The sequence below is a fragment of the Bacillus sp. 0102A genome, assembly GCF_036765155.1.
GTDB lineage: Bacteria > Bacillota > Bacilli > Bacillales > Bacillaceae > Bacillus > Bacillus subtilis_G.
Map to the genome: position 1 here is coordinate 484,335 of NZ_JBAIZW010000001.1, position 16,130 is coordinate 500,464.

General features: G+C 44.8%; 16 protein-coding genes. 2 read left to right on the forward strand and 14 right to left on the reverse strand.

The features are described from left to right. Nucleotides 1-15 precede the first annotated feature (15 nt). The 8 genes from dtd to comN form a co-directional block, all read right to left on the reverse strand. Complete coding sequence (gene dtd / locus V6D41_RS02795; protein WP_087992278.1) at nucleotides 16-456, reverse strand: D-aminoacyl-tRNA deacylase; 441 nt, start codon at nucleotides 454-456, stop codon at nucleotides 16-18. Between the two features lie 12 nt (nucleotides 457-468). Further along, a complete protein-coding gene (relA, locus tag V6D41_RS02800) occupies nucleotides 469-2,673 on the reverse strand; it encodes a GTP diphosphokinase (RefSeq protein ID WP_087992279.1) in 2,205 nt (734 codons plus the stop codon). A 167-nt stretch (nucleotides 2,674-2,840) separates the two neighbouring features. After that, nucleotides 2,841-3,353: an adenine phosphoribosyltransferase gene (locus V6D41_RS02805; RefSeq protein WP_087992280.1), complete on the reverse strand. Its 513-nt coding sequence runs from the start codon at nucleotides 3,351-3,353 to the stop codon at nucleotides 2,841-2,843. A gap of 5 nt (nucleotides 3,354-3,358) precedes the next feature. Next, nucleotides 3,359-5,719, reverse strand: coding sequence for a single-stranded-DNA-specific exonuclease RecJ (gene recJ, locus V6D41_RS02810; protein WP_333517211.1), 2,361 nt, complete (start codon nucleotides 5,717-5,719; stop codon nucleotides 3,359-3,361). A gap of 66 nt (nucleotides 5,720-5,785) precedes the next feature. Continuing rightward, a complete protein-coding gene (locus V6D41_RS02815; RefSeq protein WP_333517212.1) occupies nucleotides 5,786-6,118 on the reverse strand; it encodes a LapA family protein in 333 nt (110 codons plus the stop codon). Nucleotides 6,119-6,197: 79 nt separating this feature from the next. Then, nucleotides 6,198-6,695: a cation:proton antiporter regulatory subunit gene (locus tag V6D41_RS02820; protein ID WP_333517213.1), complete on the reverse strand. Its 498-nt coding sequence runs from the start codon at nucleotides 6,693-6,695 to the stop codon at nucleotides 6,198-6,200. 159 nt (nucleotides 6,696-6,854) lie between these two features. Then, nucleotides 6,855-9,068: a protein translocase subunit SecDF gene (gene secDF, locus V6D41_RS02825; RefSeq protein ID WP_333517214.1), complete on the reverse strand. Its 2,214-nt coding sequence runs from the start codon at nucleotides 9,066-9,068 to the stop codon at nucleotides 6,855-6,857. Nucleotides 9,069-9,105: 37 nt separating this feature from the next. Beyond that, a complete protein-coding gene (gene comN, locus V6D41_RS02830; RefSeq protein ID WP_087992285.1) occupies nucleotides 9,106-9,402 on the reverse strand; it encodes a post-transcriptional regulator ComN in 297 nt (98 codons plus the stop codon). A 116-nt stretch (nucleotides 9,403-9,518) separates the two neighbouring features. Between comN and spoVB the strand changes: the two genes are divergently transcribed. After that, the gene (spoVB, locus tag V6D41_RS02835; RefSeq protein WP_333517215.1) at nucleotides 9,519-11,075 is read left to right on the forward strand and encodes a stage V sporulation protein B; all 1,557 of its coding nucleotides are present in this window, start codon (nucleotides 9,519-9,521) and stop codon (nucleotides 11,073-11,075) included. Between the two features lie 3 nt (nucleotides 11,076-11,078). On the opposite strand, the gene V6D41_RS02840 is transcribed toward spoVB, so the two are convergent. Beyond that, nucleotides 11,079-11,735, reverse strand: coding sequence for a DUF421 domain-containing protein (locus V6D41_RS02840; RefSeq protein ID WP_333517216.1), 657 nt, complete (start codon nucleotides 11,733-11,735; stop codon nucleotides 11,079-11,081). A 197-nt stretch (nucleotides 11,736-11,932) separates the two neighbouring features. On the opposite strand from V6D41_RS02840, the gene V6D41_RS02845 reads away from it, so the two are divergent. Continuing rightward, the gene (locus V6D41_RS02845) at nucleotides 11,933-12,322 is read left to right on the forward strand and encodes a TIGR04086 family membrane protein (protein WP_176365292.1); all 390 of its coding nucleotides are present in this window, start codon (nucleotides 11,933-11,935) and stop codon (nucleotides 12,320-12,322) included. Nucleotides 12,323-12,388: 66 nt separating this feature from the next. On the opposite strand, the gene yajC is transcribed toward V6D41_RS02845, so the two are convergent. The 5 genes from yajC to ruvB are packed head-to-tail and all read right to left on the reverse strand — an operon-like array spanning nucleotide 12,389 to nucleotide 16,123. Then, complete coding sequence (yajC, locus tag V6D41_RS02850; RefSeq protein WP_333517217.1) at nucleotides 12,389-12,655, reverse strand: preprotein translocase subunit YajC; 267 nt, start codon at nucleotides 12,653-12,655, stop codon at nucleotides 12,389-12,391. 40 nt (nucleotides 12,656-12,695) lie between these two features. Then, entirely contained in the window at nucleotides 12,696-13,841 is a 1,146-nt protein-coding gene (tgt, locus tag V6D41_RS02855; RefSeq protein WP_148962219.1) for a tRNA guanosine(34) transglycosylase Tgt, read from the reverse strand. 26 nt (nucleotides 13,842-13,867) lie between these two features. Beyond that, nucleotides 13,868-14,896, reverse strand: coding sequence for a tRNA preQ1(34) S-adenosylmethionine ribosyltransferase-isomerase QueA (queA, locus tag V6D41_RS02860; RefSeq protein ID WP_202327060.1), 1,029 nt, complete (start codon nucleotides 14,894-14,896; stop codon nucleotides 13,868-13,870). Between the two features lie 29 nt (nucleotides 14,897-14,925). Further along, nucleotides 14,926-15,126 (reverse strand): DUF2905 domain-containing protein, encoded by a 201-nt coding sequence (locus tag V6D41_RS02865; protein WP_087992292.1) that lies wholly within the window; start codon nucleotides 15,124-15,126, stop codon nucleotides 14,926-14,928. Continuing rightward, on the reverse strand, nucleotides 15,119-16,123 hold the full coding sequence (gene ruvB, locus V6D41_RS02870; protein ID WP_333517218.1) for a Holliday junction branch migration DNA helicase RuvB: 1,005 nt from the start codon (nucleotides 16,121-16,123) through the stop codon (nucleotides 15,119-15,121). The genes V6D41_RS02865 and ruvB overlap by 8 nt, the downstream gene beginning before the upstream one ends. Nucleotides 16,124-16,130: the final 7 nt, after the last annotated feature.

Here is a 16,130-nt window from a genome sequence, read left to right on the forward strand (position 1 = left end):
CTTTTAGCAGCTTTTTTATTTTGAATCCATCATGAGCGTGACAGGTCCTGAGTTTGTAAGCTGAACATCCATCATCGCTCCAAACATTCCGGTCTCCACTTTGATTCCTTTTTCACGAAGCAAGTCGTTCCATTTTTCATAGAGGCCTAAAGCTTTATCAGGTTTTGCGGCGTTCATGTAGTTCGGCCGGCGCCCTTTTTTCGTATCTCCGTAAAGCGTAAACTGTGAGACGGATAAAATCTCTCCTCCTATATCTAAAAGAGACAGATTCATTTTCCCTTCACTGTCATCGAATATACGAAGATGAACCATTTTATCGGCCAAATAAGCTGCATCCTCTTCTGTATCATCGTGAGTGATGCCGACCAGCACCATGATGCCTTGTCCAATTTGACCGACAACCTCTTCATTCACTGTTACGCTTGCTTCAGTTACTCGCTGAACAACTAATCTCATTTTCTAACCCCTTTAGTTCATGACGCGGCGCACAGAATAGATATCTCTTATCTGTTTAATACGCTCGACGACTTTGTGCAAGTGATTGATGTTCTGAATAAAAATCGCCATATGAATAGTTGCCACTTTATTGCGATCCGATTTGCCGGAAACAGATGAAATATTTGTTTTCGTTTCATTCACTGCCTGAAGCACCTCGTTCAGCAATCCGCGGCGGTCATACCCAAGAATCTCTATCTCAACATTATATTCCTTGCGCTTTTGAACCTGCGACTCATGTTCCCATTCTACCGGAATCAGCCGCTCCAGGGCTTCATTCGTTTTGACATTCGGGCAATCTTCACGATGGACCGAAACCCCTCTGCCTTTTGTGATAAATCCGACAATATCGTCACCCGGTACAGGATTGCAGCATTTTGATAAACGGACAAGAAGATTGTCGATCCCCTTGACGCGAACGCCCGCTTCCCGTTTCCTGCCTTGTGGGTACGGCTTAGATTCCGCAGTGACTTCCTGAACGCTCTTTTCCTGTTCTTCCTGATCGCGCTGCTTTCTCTCTTTTTCCGTCAGGCGGTTTGCGACCTGCAAGGCTGTAATGCCGTTATAGCCGACCGCTGCGTACATATCCTCTTCATTTGAGAAATTAAACTTGTCAGCAACCTTCTGGATATTCTCCGGTGTTAAGACATCCTTCACTTCAAAATCCAGATTTTTAATTTCTTTTTCTACCAGCTCACGGCCTTTTTCGACATTTTCTTCGCGCCGCTGTTTCTTAAAGAATTGACGGATCTTATGCTTCGCCTGGGAGGTTTGGGCAAGCTTCACCCAATCCTGGCTCGGACCATAGGAGTGCTTAGACGTCAGAATTTCAACGATATCACCTGTCCGAAGCTTATGATCCAGCGTTACCATTTTTCCGTTTACTTTGGCACCGATTGTTTTATTGCCGATTTCAGAGTGAATCCGGTAAGAAAAATCAATCGGAACAGAACCGGACGGAAGCTCGATTACATCTCCTTTCGGTGTAAAGACATACACCATGTCAGAAAACAAATCGATTTTGAGCGATTCCATAAATTCTTCAGCATCTGTTGATTCATTTTGGAATTCTAAAATTTCACGGAACCAAGAAAGCTTTTTCTCAAAGGTTGCGCCTTCGGTGGCCGCTTTCCCTTCTTTATAAGCCCAGTGAGCCGCAACTCCGTATTCCGCAATTTCATGCATTTCAAAGGTGCGGATCTGCACTTCCAGCGGATCGCCTTTAGGCCCGATAACCGTTGTATGAAGCGATTGATACATATTCGGCTTTGGCATTGCGATATAATCTTTGAATCTGCCGGGCATCGGTTTCCAGCATGTGTGAATGATGCCGAGCACCGCGTAGCAGTCCTTTATGCTATTCACAAGAATGCGGACAGCCAATAAATCGTAAATTTCGTTAAATTGCTTATTTTGTAGCACCATTTTGCGATAAATGCTGTAAATATGTTTCGGACGTCCCGAGAAGTCAGCTTTGATGTGCACTTCTTCGACACGTTTCTTCACTTCATCGACTACCTCTTCGACATAAAGCTCACGTTCAGCGCGTTTCTTCTTCATGAGGTTGACAATTCTGTAATATTGCTGAGGATTCAAATAACGGAGCGCCGTGTCTTCCAATTCCCACTTAATTTTGGAAATCCCGAGTCGATGCGCCAAAGGAGCAAAAATCTCCAGCGTTTCATTGGAAATTCTCCGCTGTTTTTCCTGAGGGAGATGTTTCAGCGTCCGCATATTGTGAAGACGATCCGCCAGCTTGATCAATATGACCCGGATATCTTGAGCCATAGCGACAAACATTTTGCGATGATTTTCCGCCTGCTGTTCCTCTTGAGATTTATATTTAATTTTGCCGAGCTTCGTTACGCCGTCCACAAGCATTGCCACTTCTTCGGAAAATGCTTCTTTCAGGTCATCAAGCGTCACATCTGTATCTTCCACGACATCGTGAAGAAATCCGCCCGCGATTGTGGAAGGATCCATTTCAAGATCCACGAGAATTCCCGCAACCTGAATCGGATGAATAATATATGGCTCGCCCGATTTGCGGTATTGCTCGCGATGAGCATCCTCAGCGTACAGATATGCTTTTTCGACAAATGCGATATGCTCATCAGATAAATAGCTGCGCGCTTTATCAATAACTTGCTCGGCAGTCAATACTTGTTCGTTCGCCATGGAATCACCTTTTTTAGAATGTAAACTGTATTGTAGTTTATTATCAAGAAAAAAACGAAAGATGTAAAGAGCAGAAGTTCAAATCGCCAAATATTATATAAAATAAATGCAAAACAATAGGAAAAAAGCACCCTGACATGGAGTGCTTTTTCGTTATGCGATTATCCTTAGTATTTCATCAATGTTAACATGTCATAATCTTTAAGCTTTTCTCTGCCGTCAAGGTAAGAAAGCTCGATTAAGAAAGCGATACCAGCAACAACGCCGCCAAGTTCTTCAACAAGTTTGATTGTGGCTTCAATTGTGCCGCCTGTCGCAAGCAGGTCATCTGTAATGAGCACACGCTGACCCGGTTTAATCGCATCTTTATGGATCGTTAATACGTCTTTTCCGTATTCCAAGCCGTAATCCACTTTAACTACTTCACGAGGCAACTTGCCTTCTTTGCGGACCGGCGCAAAACCTACGCCAAGCACGTAAGCAACGGGACAGCCAATAATAAAGCCGCGCGCTTCAGGGCCGACGACCAAATCAATTTGTTTTTCTTTCGCATATTCAACAATTTGGTCTGTGGCATAGCGGTATACATCGCCTTTATCCATCAATGTCGTAATATCTTTAAATTGCACGCCCTCTTTCGGGTAATCCGGTACAATTGTTACGTATTGTTTTAAATCCATCTGTTTTATGTCCTCCTCGTACTTTCATAAGCCTCTGAATCTTGTTTCATCAGCTTATTCAGCCATTCCTTCAGCTCTTCAGCAGAAGAATAATTCAGCTTTTGATCCAATTCCATCAGCTGCTTCTTCGCCTGATAGGTTTGTGAGTCTGTTAAGTCGCGTTTCTTGACTCCGCTAATCACAGACAGCACACCATTCTCTATTTTAACAAAACCGAGATCAAAAAACACCTTTGTCATGAAATTGATTGTTTCAACGGACCAGCCCTTATGTCTCGCAAGCTCTGAGCCGTGTTGTTTCACGTCAAAAGAACCTCTTTTCAGAAGAAACCCATAATACCATTTAAAGTGGTCTCTTGCTGGAAAAGCTGATAAAAAGTGATCCTCTTGATTAAGAAAAATAAAATATATCCGCTCAGGCATCTTGCCTTCCAGCAAATGTGCGAGCATGTCCAACGAAGGCGGCGGATCCAGTAATACAATATAAGCACCATCGAGATCTAACGCCTTCGCCTGATCTTCAGAACTGATGACGTGCACTTCGCGGCGGAGATCTTCAGTCTGAAGAAGTGTTGTTGAGTCTTCTTTGAAAGAGACAATGGCCCGTTTAGCAGATGGAAGGGCAGAAACTGTGTCTTCCCACATCCGTTTCCCCCTTAAATCAAACAGCTGCCATTCAGAAACAGCGGCATCCTTAATCATAAGCTGCGGTTTTTTTCTATTGTTCCATTCGTTGATAGACATCTCACCGACAATTGAAATTCTTGAGCCGCGGACGATGCCTTCTTCAAGCTCACCTTTATTAAAACCGACGCAATCAAGCTGAGATGACTCGTTTCTGACCGTCATTTTGACATGATTTTTATTTGCTCCAATCTTCCGGACATCTTCCAGCACAGCGTTTTCTACGAGAACGTGCGGTTTCGGGTTCAGCATGCCAAAGGGGGACAGCAGGTTCATTTCTGTAATGCTATCAACCGTAATGTCCTCGACACCACAGACGAGATCGACTTCCTGTACAGGAATAAAATCCTCTTCCGTAAGCGTATTGTCCGCTATTTGATTCAGCCTGTTTCGCAAATCCGGCACATCTTCGGCATTCAGCGTCATCCCCGCCGCCATTGGATGGCCGCCGAAATGAGGAAGAATATCTCTGCATTCAGAAAGGCTTTCGAATAAATTAAAGCCCCTGATGCTCCGGGCCGAACCTTTAGCGATCCCTTTTTCTTCATCAATGCCAAGCACAATGGCCGGGCGGTAGAAACGGTCCACAAGCTTTGAAGCCACAATTCCGACGACTCCTGGATTCCATCCGGCTTTGGCCACGACGATTGCAGTTTGATCGAGGCTTTGCTGTTCAACCATTTCAATTGCTTCATCCGTCATTTTGCTGACCATCTTTTGGCGCTCTTTGTTCAGCTGGTCAATTTCAGCGGCAAGCTCTCCCGCTTCAAACGAATCCTCTGTCATGAGCAAATGAACAGCGGGATCCGCCTGTTCAATTCTTCCGACGGCATTCAGCCTTGGTGCAAGCTGGAACCCGACTGTTTCTTCGTTCGCTTCTCCGATGTCTCCGCTTGACAGCTTGATCAGCTCTTTTAAGCCCAGCCGATTCGTCCGACGAAGCCTTTCAAGTCCCAGTGTTGCAATTAATCTGTTTTCGTCATGCAACGGGACAAGATCGGCAATGGTGCCGATTGCCGCCAGGTCAAGCAATTCATCTGGGAGTTCGCCCAATAAAGCGTGGGCAAGCTTAAACGCGACTCCGACTCCGGCCAGTTCTTTAAACGGGTAGGTGCAGCCCGGCTGCTTCGGGTGGACGATCGCGTAAACATCCGGAAGTTCCGGTCCCGGCTCATGGTGATCTGTAATGATGACATCCAGTCCGAGTTCCTTTGCCACCTTTGCTTCATGTACAGCGGCAATTCCTGTATCAACCGTAATAATCAGAGAGAAGCCCCGTTCCTTAATCGAACGAAATGCCTGTTCATTAGGGCCGTAGCCTTCTTTAAAGCGGTCAGGTATATAAAAATCAACTTGAGCCGACAGCTTTTGCAGTGTGTGCAGCATCACTGACGTACTGGTAACTCCATCGGCATCATAATCGCCATATATCATAATCTGTTCTTGTTGTGCAATCGCCTGTTTTATTCGCTCTGCCGCTTCTTTCATGCCCTTCATTTCAAAAGGATCATTAAAATCGGCATCCTTTGTATGTAAAAACAGCCTTGCGCTTTCTGCTGTATCAAAGCCTCTTTTTACAAGCAGGGACGCAACAAGAGGTGTTATATGCAATTGTTCTGTGAGTGATTTGACCTTATCCTGATCTGGTCGCTGGATTTCCCATCGCATTTTTGACGCTAACATAAATTCACCCCTCAACCACCCTATTATACTAGAGCAGGCTGAGGGGTTTCAAATATTATTCGAAAACTAGTCTTTTTTCTCAAGTCTGGCTGATACATCCTGTGTGTCATTCAGGTCATCATGCAACGTATCCTCTTGTTTATGTATCGTTCCTTGTACAGTTTTCTTTTCTTTCCGCAGCGCTTTTATTTCCCGCTTTAGTTTCATCACCTGAAAAACGCCGGCAGAAAATACGATCAGCGCGCCCATTAAAACTGAGCCCAAAATAACTAAAATAAGCGGCCACTCCGATCTGCCAAACAGGTAATCAACTTCTACCGATCTTACATTAATCACTGCAAAAATAGCGACAATTAAGGTGAAAATAAGTGCGAAAATAATGGTCCATTGTTTATTCATTCTCTTCCCCCCAAAAAATTTCAGAATATTAGGTAACTTTCCCTATCAAGGCTTGTTTTAAACATGGCTTGACACTAGGTCAAGCCTCATTTGCAGTTAATTTTTCCCGGATCAACCTCTTCAATCCGTTTCCCTCACCGGAAATCACAAGGGTATCTCCCTCATCAATAACTATTTCCGATCCCGGATTCAATTGTTTTTCCTGATTCTTCTTAATGATCGCAATGACAGTCACATGATATTCCTGTCCTGCATTCAAATCACCAATTGTATGATGAATGGCAGGCGCTCCCGCCTCTGCTTTACACCACTCTATGATTAAATCATTAAGGGCTGCCTCGACGCTTTCTAATGCTTTCGGTTTATATGCCATTCCGCCGAGAATCGCAGAAATTTGCCTGGCTTCAGCATCATCAAATTGGACGGAGGCCACACATTCTTCATGATCATTTTCGTCAAAATAGTACAACTCTCTCCGGCCGTCATGATGAATGATAATTGAAATTTTATCGCAGTTTCTAGTGATGATTTCAACTTTATGCCCTATGCCCGGCAGCACTGATTCACGAACCTTCATAGATAAACCCTCCCACATATCTGAAAACCAGCCACAAATACTCTTAACACCATTTATATGTTTAAATGTAAGCGCATGTCATTATAGCAAATGTCTATTTTAAGTTCAATGAAACTTCAAAAAAACAAGCTGCCCTGCAAAGGACAGCCTGACATTTTTTTATTGCACCGAATCTTTTTTCAGTTCTTTCCCTTTCCATACAAGCCAAATTTGTGCGGCGATATAGAGGGATGAATATACACCTGTTAACAGCCCGATTAACAGTGCGACTGAGAAGTTTGTAATAGAGGCCGCTCCAAAGATCAACAGCGCCACTACAACAATAACTACAGTCAGTACAGTATTAACTGAACGCGTAAAGGTTTGCTGCAGGCTTAGGTTTACGATATGGTTCAGGTCAGCAAACGTTTTCGGCTTGCGTTTTTTCATATGCTCGCGAATCCTGTCAAATGTAACAATTGTATCGTTTATCGAATAACCGATAATTGTCAGGACGGCGGCAATAAACGTCACATCTACTTCCAGCCTTGTAATGCTGAAAATGGTGAGGATGAAGAAAGCGTCGTATAACAGTGAAGCAATAGCAGCAATCGCCATTTTGTATTCAAACCGGATCGAAACGTAAATAATGATACCGATAGAAGCGATCGCAACTGCGTACAGAGCACTTCTTGCCAGCTCTTTACCGACTGTCGGTGAAACTGTGCTGACATTCGGCTCTGTTCCGTATTTGTCTTTGAAATACGTTTTTACTTTGGCAATCGTTTCTTTATCTGGGACCCCGACAAAACGCGCAACCCCAATATTGCTCTTGTCACCAGAAAGAACAACCGTATCAGGGTCCATGCCAAGTGATGCAAAATCTTTCTCCACCTGCTCTGTCGTCAGCTTATGGCCGCTTTGCACTTCAATTCGTGCGCCGCTTGCAAAATCAATGCCCAGATTCAGCTTAAACACAAGCAGAATCACAATCCCTATAACAGTGATGGCACTGGATAATATGAGGAAAAATTTACGTTTGCTTGTGAAATCCCATTTTTGGAACGGCGTATACGGTTCGGTATTTTCATCTGTATGCTGAATATCCATGATATGTTTCTTTTTGACGCCGAACCAGCCTTTTTTCCGATCAAACCATCTGCTTTCCACAAGAAGCGACAGCAAAAATCTAGATAAGAAAACCGCTGTGATAAAGCTTGTTAAAATCGACAGAATCAACATTGTCGCAAACCCTTTTACAGAGCTTGTCCCAAAGATGAAAAGCACAACGGCCGCAATAATTGTTGTAATATTCGCGTCAAGAATCGTCGCGAATGACCGTCTGTTTCCTGAACGGAAGGCAGAGCGGACTGACTTTCCTAGCTTAAGCTCCTCTTTAATCCGTTCATAGGTGATGATATTCGCATCAACAGCCATCCCGACACCTAATATAAGCGCGGCAATTCCCGGAAGTGTGAGTACAGCGTTCATCCAGTCAAAGACCTGGAGTGTAATATAGATGTAGACTGACAGCGTAATCACCGCAATAAATCCAGGCAGGCGATAATAGAAAAGCATAAATAAGAAAATAATTGCGATTCCGATAATGCCTGCAAACACCGTATCCTGCAGCGCCTGCTGTCCAAATTGCGCGCCTACTGATGTTGAATATTTTTCAGTCAGTTTTACAGGAAGCGCGCCGGCGTTTAAAATGCTGGCTAAATCTTTCGCTTCTTGAACTGTAAATTGGCCTTCAATTGTAACATCTTTTGTGTTTAATTCTTGACTTACATTCGGAGCGGATACATATTTAGGATGCTCTTTTTGAACTTCTTTCTTAAAGGAGTCTCCTTTTTCGTAATCCATCCAAATGACAAGCTGGTTGTTTGGCGCCATGTTCATGACTTTTTTGGTCACTTCACCGAATTTATCAGCGTCTTTCAATTTAATGCTGACAATGGGTTCATTTGTTTTGGCGTCATATGTTTGTTTAGCCCCGTTTTCCACGAGGTCAGAGCCGTTCAGCAATTCTTTGTCATTTGTATCTCTGAAAGAAAGCTGCGCTTCAGTGGCCAAGATTTCACGTGCTCTGTTTTGGTTTGTCACCCCAGCGAGCTGAACACGAATCCGGTTATTTCCTTCAATTTGAATGTTCGGTTCACTGACACCGAGAACATTGGCCCTGCGGTTCAACGCCTCTACTGTGCTGACCAGAACGTCTTTTGTGATTTTGTCACCTTTTTTTACGGGCTGTACATCATACAGCACCTCAAATCCGCCTTGCAAATCCAATCCTAACGTAATATTGTTAGCGGCAGACTTCGTAAAGTAGCCCAAGCCCGTGCCGATCAATAAAACGAGAAGGAAAAACGCAATCAAGCGTCCTTTTTTCATTATGTATATCCTCCCTTAAACCTATGCGAATCAGTTGCTATCTCAGCAGTTCTTCCAATGCTTCCTGGCCTTCTTCACTTCCCAGCCAATTAGACGTTTTAAATGACTCAACGGTTGCATAGTTCATAAATTCGCCAATTTTCACTGATAAAATATCGCTCGTCAGTTCATAAATGTGCAGTTCCGTTTTCTTTTTCCACTTCTTATGTGTTAAGTATGACCACAAACTTTCGAGTTCAACATCATCATACCCGAGAATCTTAAACTCTTCCAGTTTGCTGTAAAGAAACGGCCTGACGTGGTCTTTATATAGATCGGCGGGATGCTTCTCCATGAATTCCACGCTCCTTTTTTTATTGTTTTTCAAGAAGACTTGTCATGCTTGGACGATATATACGCATATCTTTATTGTATATGATTACAGGTAGTTTGAGAAGGCAGGGGGTAAAAATGGCGAAACAGACGTTTTTAAGGGGCACTCTTATCCTGATCGCAGCAGGAATGGTTACAAGAATGCTCGGGTTTGTCAACCGGGTGGTTATCGCCCGTTTTATCGGTGAAGAAGGAGTCGGGCTTTACATGATGGCGGCGCCTACCTTCTTCTTGGCCACTACATTAACTCAATTCGGTCTGCCGGTCGCGATCAGCAAGCTTGTCGCTGAAGCCAGCGCGCGCGGGGATCATCAAAAAACAAAAAATATTTTAGTCATGTCTCTGACCATCACAGGAGTGCTCAGCCTGATCTTTACACCGCTGTTTCTGTTTTTCGCCCCGGTTATGGCGGAAACGATGCTGACAGATAAGAGAACACTGTATCCGCTCCTGGCCATTACGCCGGTTGTGCCGATTATTGCCATATCGAGTGTGCTGAGGGGATACTTTCAAGGAAAACAGAATATGAACCCGCTTGCCGTGTCACAAGTTCTTGAACAGGTCGTCCGCATTTCACTTGTCGCTGTATGCACGACGATTTTTCTCCCTTACGGAATTGAATATGCCGCAGCGGGAGCAATGATATCCTCGGTCGCAGGTGAACTGGCGTCACTTCTTTATTTGTTCATTTGCTTTAAGTATAAAAAGACAATTAAAATCAGAAAGCATTTTTTCCAGTCAATTAAAAACGGAACACAAACCTTTACCCAATTAATGAGCGTGTCCCTTCCAACGACCGGAAGCCGATTTATCGGCAACCTCTCTTGGTTCTTCGAGCCGATTGTCGTCGCTCAAAGTCTTGCCATCGCCGGTGTGGCAACAGTTGCCGCCACGAAGCAATACGGGGAACTGACCGGCTTTGCCATGACGCTGCTGACCCTGCCCAGCTTTATTACATATTCTTTGTCGACTGCACTTGTTCCTGCGATCAGTGAAGGAATGGAGCAGAAAAAACTGCAGGTGGTGGAATACCGGCTGGAACAGGCTATGCGTCTATGCCTGCTCAGCGGAGGCATTGCGGTTGTCATTTTATATGTTTTTGCGGATGAGCTGATGAGGGTGATGTATGGTTCCTCAGGCGCAGCTGTATTTATAAAAGTCATGGCCCCGTTTTTTCTGCTTTATTATTTCCAGGGCCCTCTTCAAGCTGTGCTGCAGGCGCTTAATTTAGCGGGTGCTGCGATGATGAACAGCTTAATCGGAGCACTTGTCAAAACAGGCCTAATTTTCGTCCTTGCCACCAGACCGTCTCTCGGCATCATGGGCGCGGCATTAGCGATCGTAACAGGCATGGTGCTCGTTACGCTTTTGCACGCGGCAACAGTCAGCAAGGTGCTGCCGATCAGTATCAAAATCAAGGAGTACGCACTCAGTTTCGCTGTGATTGCGATATGCGGATTCATCAGCTCCGCCATCAAACAATATGTCACCTTTGGAGCGTCCGAGGTTGCGAATGTCGCCGGATGGATTGCGACGAGTGCTGCTGTCTATATCATCCTCCTGCTTGTTTTCCGTTTAATTAAAAAAGATGAGCTTCGCCGCATTCCTATTATCGGACGTCTGATTGTCCGATAAAGATCACGTGCGGGGCCCATCTTTTTCATCAATAAATAATTCTCCGTCAGTAAACGAGCAAAATGAAATGTTTGAAGGATTTGTATATCTGTGTTTTCTTAATTTTTCAAGCAGCCATTGTTTATCTTTACCGATTCTGGATAGGTTTTCCGTTTGAATAGAACCGTCTATAATGAGCGGTATTTCGAGCTGCCGATGCTCCCCGCTGTTTTCTTTCTTTACAACAGTCAGTTTACCTGACGGTTCTAAAATGGCAAATGATACATCAGCTACTCTGTCGATATTATTTTCTCTGAGCTGAACCATTAAATCATCAAAATTATAACGCTGTGATTTCATGGCGTTTTCGTCAATTTTTCCATATTTGATAATAATGGTCGGCTTGCCGTCCAGAAGCTGGCGAATTTTTCGGTTTTTTAAAGAAAAGTAGGCGAATGTCACTTGAATGATCATTAAAACAAGCATTGGCAAAATGGTGTGAAAAAGATGATCTTCTACGTTTTCTATAGCTAAAACGGCAATTTCAGCCATCATAATAAAGACAACGAGGTCTAAAATGCTAAGCTCCCCGATCTCCCGTTTGCCCATGAAACGAAAAATGACCAATATCACAAAATACAATATGATTGTGCGAAACGTAATAGTGAGAAGCTCTTCCATCATACACCTCCAACTCATCATAGGATGCAACAAAACGAACAATTTATGTAAGATGAATGGATCGTATTTCATAAAGCTTTTACGTCTAATTCATGGGGCAAGGGAATACATTTTTACAAAGACGAGCCATCAGCATGTCTGACGGCTTTGTTCAAAAAGAACAGAAGCCTTTTAATACAGGCAGAGAGGAGACATTCATGGAGGAAACGAAACAAGTTGGAAAAGGCATTCTTTACGGCTTAATCGCCATTTTTTCAGCTATGCTCCTGACGAGCTTAGCCGTTTCACTTTTACTGACGGCAACCTCGCTGGAAGAGTCATCATTCAACTGGCTGATCACTGCCATCTCATTTCTTTCTTTATTCATCGGCGGGTTTATTTCAGGAGGAAAAGGGAAGGAAAGAGGCTGGATGATCGGGGCATTGACTGCCTTGAGCTTTTCTATGATTATTTTATTGTTTCAGTATTTAGGATTCGGAAAAACATTTACAGCTGAGCAGCTGCTCTACCATCTGGGATTTTTAGGGGTATGCATGCTGGGTGGGATTTTCGGCGTGAACATGAGGGGAAACAGGTCTTCCACATAAAAAAGATGACAAAAAAAGAGCGGGATCATCCGCTCTTTTTTTGTTTGCTATGTACAGCTCCTGCTGTTATTCAGCAGCAGAAACTTCTCTGATCGCGCGGCGGTCGAACGTAAGACGTGTGTTTTCACCAGTCTTAATGACAACTTTGCTTTCGTCGATAGTGTCAACAGTGCCGTGCAATCCACCGATTGTCACTACTGAATCGCCTTTTTTCAGTTCCTCCTGCATTCGGCGCACAGCCTTTTGCTGTTTTTGCTGAGGACGAATCAGCAAGAAGTAAAGGACCGCAAACATTAAAATAATAGGAACCAATGTGCCTAAAGTGCCTGTCATGATTTTCACCCCTTTCTGTAAGCCTGTGATTTATTTTTATTTAGAAGCTTTTCGCATTTGGCTTGTTATAGCCGTAACGCTCAAAGAACTCTTCTCTGAAATCACCCAGACGATCCTCACGAATAGCCTGTCTTACCTGCACCATTAAGTGTAACAGAAAATGAAGGTTATGGTAAGTTGTTAATCGAAGGCCAAATGTTTCGTTGCAGCGGATCAAATGTCTGATATACGCGCGAGTGTAGTTTTTACATGTATAGCAATCACACTCTTCATCAATCGGCCGGAAATCTCTTTCGAATTTCGCATTTTTCATATTGAGACGGCCTTCAGCTGTAAACACCGTACCGTTTCTAGCGATCCGCGTAGGCAGCACACAGTCAAACATGTCTACACCGCGGATCGCTCCGTCGATCAGCGCGTCCGGAGAACCGACTCCCATCAGATATCTCGGTTTATCCTTCGGCAAGAGCGGTGTTGTAAACTCGAGCACACGATTCATGACATCCTTCGGTTCACCGACAGATAATCCGCCTATAGCATATCCCGGGAAATCAAGAGAAATCAAGTCCTTCGCGCTTTGCGTGCGCAAATCTTCATATTCTCCGCCTTGCACAATGCCAAACAGCCCCTGTTCATCCTGACGGGTGTGGGCATTGAGGCAGCGTTCCGCCCAGCGGCTTGTCCGCTCAACTGAGCGTTTCATATAATCGTACTCTGCCGGATATGGCGGGCATTCGTCAAACGCCATCATAATATCAGAGCCGAGTGCGTTTTGGATCTCCATCGCTTTTTCCGGAGATAAAAACAGCTTGTCTCCATTTAAGTGATTGCGGAAATGGACGCCCTCTTCCTCTATATTACGAAACTTGCTTAAAGAAAAGACCTGAAAACCGCCTGAATCTGTTAAAATCGCGCGGTCCCAGTTCATAAATTTATGGAGCCCGCCCGCTTCTTTGACAATATCTTGACCCGGGCGGAGCCATAGGTGATACGTGTTGCTTAAAATGATGCCCGCATCCATTGCTTTAAGCTCTTCAGGCGACATCGTTTTGACTGTCGCCAGTGTGCCGACCGGCATAAAAACAGGCGTTTCAAAGGAGCCATGAGGCGTATGCACTTTGCCCAGCCGCGCCCCTGTTTGTTTGCATTCTTTTATAAATTCATAGCGTATTGGTTGTTCAGCCACTTTTGATGAGGCCTCCTGTTCTCGAATTATAGGATCAGCATCGCGTCTCCGAAGCTGAAGAAACGGTATTCCTCTTCCACCGCATGGTTATAGGCGCGCAGAACGTTTTCTCTTCCCGCAAGCGCGCTGACCAGCATAATCAATGATGATTTCGGCAAATGGAAGTTTGTAATCATTCCGTCAATGGCTTTAAATTCATAGCCCGGATAAATGAAGATAGATGTCCAGCCGCTTGATGCTTTAAATTGCCCGTCATGCTCCCCGGCAATCGTTTCAAGCGTGCGGGTCGAAGTCGTACCGACAGAAATGATCCGGCCGCCATTTCCCCTTACTTTGTTTAAGACCGCAGCCGTGTCTTCTGACATTTGATAAAACTCCGCATGCATATTATGCTCTTCCACGTCATCGGCACTCACAGGGCGAAACGTTCCAAGGCCTACGTGCAGTGTGATGAACTCAATTTGCACACCTTTGTCTTTCAATTGCTGTAAGATTTCTTCGGTGAAGTGAAGGCCTGCTGTAGGCGCAGCGGCAGAGCCAATTTCTTTTGAAAATACTGTTTGGTAGCGCTCTCTGTCATCAAGCTGTTCTTTGATATATGGCGGGAGCGGCATCTCTCCAAGAGATTCCAGCACCTCGTAGAAAATGCCTTCATAGTGAAATTCCACTTTTCTGCCGCCATGCTCAAGCTCTTCCGTGCAGACTGCCTTTAACCTTCCGTCTCCAAACGTCACTACGGTTCCTTTTTTCACCCGTTTCGCCGGTTTGACAAGCGTCTCCCACTTGTCACCAGCTTCTTGTTTGAGCAAAAGAAGTTCCACTTTCGCGCCGGTATCCTCTTTTGTTCCGAATAACCGCGCCGGCAGCACACGGGTATTGTTCAGCACAAGACAATCTCCTTCTTTAAAGAAGCTGATAATGTGTTTAAACGAGCTGTCAGTTAGCTCTCCTGTATGTTTATCAAGCACCATAAGCCTTGAAGCATCGCGCTGCTCCAACGGCACTTGTGCAATTAAACGTTCCGGTAGTTCAAAATCAAATAAATCGACTTTCATGATGATTTCACCTTTATTCTAGTCTTTTGTTATTTCATTCTGCCGAAAAGATTAAGCAAAATTGATAATACCACACTTATGATGATACAAGTGACAACCGGGAAGAAAAACGTGACATTTCCCTTTTTCACAAAAATATCTCCCGGCATCTTGCCAACAAAATGCAATACTGCTCCGATGATAAGCAAAACAGCACCAAGAATCATAATGATCTTAGGGAATTCAATCATATCGTGGAGCCTCCATTTGGAAATGATGATACACGGCCGGTGTCACGATCCTTCCACGCGGCGTTCTTTGGATAAAACCGATTTGCAGCAGATACGGTTCGTATACGTCTTCAATCGTATGAGGTTCTTCACCGATAGTGGCTGAAATGGTGTCAAGACCCACCGGGCCGCCATTAAACTTTTCGATCATACCCATTATCAGCTTGTGATCAATATGATCCAAACCGAGGCGGTCAACCTGAAGCCGCTCCAGCGCATCCTGCGAAATCTCTTCCGTGATCCGGCTGTCACCCAGCACCTGGGCGAAATCGCGGACCCTCCTCAGCAGGCGGTTCGCTACGCGGGGCGTACCTCTCGATCTCCTCGCAATTTCAAGAGCTGACGGATTATCAATTTCAACCTCGAATACATCAGCGGTTCTTGTGACGATATCCGCCAGCTCTTCTTGCGTATAGTACTCAAGGCGCGACATCACGCCGAACCGATCTCTTAACGGCGCCGTCAAAAGCCCTACTCTCGTCGTTGCGCCTACCAGCGTAAAAGGCGGCAAGTCGAGCCGAACCGAGCGGGCAGAGGGGCCTTTTCCAATCACAATATCCAGACAAAAGTCCTCCATCGCCGGATAAAGCACCTCTTCTATCGATCTGTGCAGCCTATGTATTTCATCAATAAATAATACATCACCCGGTTCCAGCGCCGTTAATATGGCAGCCAAATCACCAGGTCTTTCAATCGCGGGCCCTGATGTCGTCCGCAATTCCACTCCCATTTCATTGGCAACGATGGAAGCAAGCGTGGTTTTCCCGAGCCCGGGCGGCCCGTACAGAAGAACATGATCCAGCGTCTCCTGTCTCATTTTAGCCGCATCTATAAACACACGCAAATTTTCTTTCACCTTATGCTGTCCGATATACTGCGCCAGATTTTGCGGCCTCAAACTTTGCTCTATCACTGATTCATGGTTGTCTGCTTCACTTGAGACGAGCCGTTCATCCATGAACATC

Bases quoted from the DNA above. Each gene is read 5' to 3' on its own strand.
- relA (WP_087992279.1), bottom strand. From the start codon at position 2,673: ATGGCGAACGAACAAGTATTGACTGCCGAGCAAGTTATTGATAAAGCG.
- V6D41_RS02845 (WP_176365292.1), top strand. From the start codon at position 11,933: ATGGAGGAAACGAAACAAGTTGGAAAAGGCATTCTTTACGGCTTAATC.
- ruvB (WP_333517218.1), bottom strand. From the start codon at position 16,123: ATGGATGAACGGCTCGTCTCAAGTGAAGCAGACAACCATGAATCAGTG.
- recJ (WP_333517211.1), bottom strand. From the start codon at position 5,719: ATGTTAGCGTCAAAAATGCGATGGGAAATCCAGCGACCAGATCAGGAT.
- V6D41_RS02820 (WP_333517213.1), bottom strand. From the start codon at position 6,695: ATGAAGGTTCGTGAATCAGTGCTGCCGGGCATAGGGCATAAAGTTGAA.
- queA (WP_202327060.1), bottom strand. From the start codon at position 14,896: ATGAAAGTCGATTTATTTGATTTTGAACTACCGGAACGTTTAATTGCA.
- spoVB (WP_333517215.1), top strand. From the start codon at position 9,519: ATGGCGAAACAGACGTTTTTAAGGGGCACTCTTATCCTGATCGCAGCA.
- yajC (WP_333517217.1), bottom strand. From the start codon at position 12,655: ATGACAGGCACTTTAGGCACATTGGTTCCTATTATTTTAATGTTTGCG.
- comN (WP_087992285.1), bottom strand. From the start codon at position 9,402: ATGGAGAAGCATCCCGCCGATCTATATAAAGACCACGTCAGGCCGTTT.
- V6D41_RS02840 (WP_333517216.1), bottom strand. From the start codon at position 11,735: ATGGAAGAGCTTCTCACTATTACGTTTCGCACAATCATATTGTATTTT.
- V6D41_RS02815 (WP_333517212.1), bottom strand. From the start codon at position 6,118: ATGAATAAACAATGGACCATTATTTTCGCACTTATTTTCACCTTAATT.
- V6D41_RS02865 (WP_087992292.1), bottom strand. From the start codon at position 15,126: ATGATTGAATTCCCTAAGATCATTATGATTCTTGGTGCTGTTTTGCTT.
- secDF (WP_333517214.1), bottom strand. From the start codon at position 9,068: ATGAAAAAAGGACGCTTGATTGCGTTTTTCCTTCTCGTTTTATTGATC.
- dtd (WP_087992278.1), bottom strand. From the start codon at position 456: ATGAGATTAGTTGTTCAGCGAGTAACTGAAGCAAGCGTAACAGTGAAT.
- V6D41_RS02805 (WP_087992280.1), bottom strand. From the start codon at position 3,353: ATGGATTTAAAACAATACGTAACAATTGTACCGGATTACCCGAAAGAG.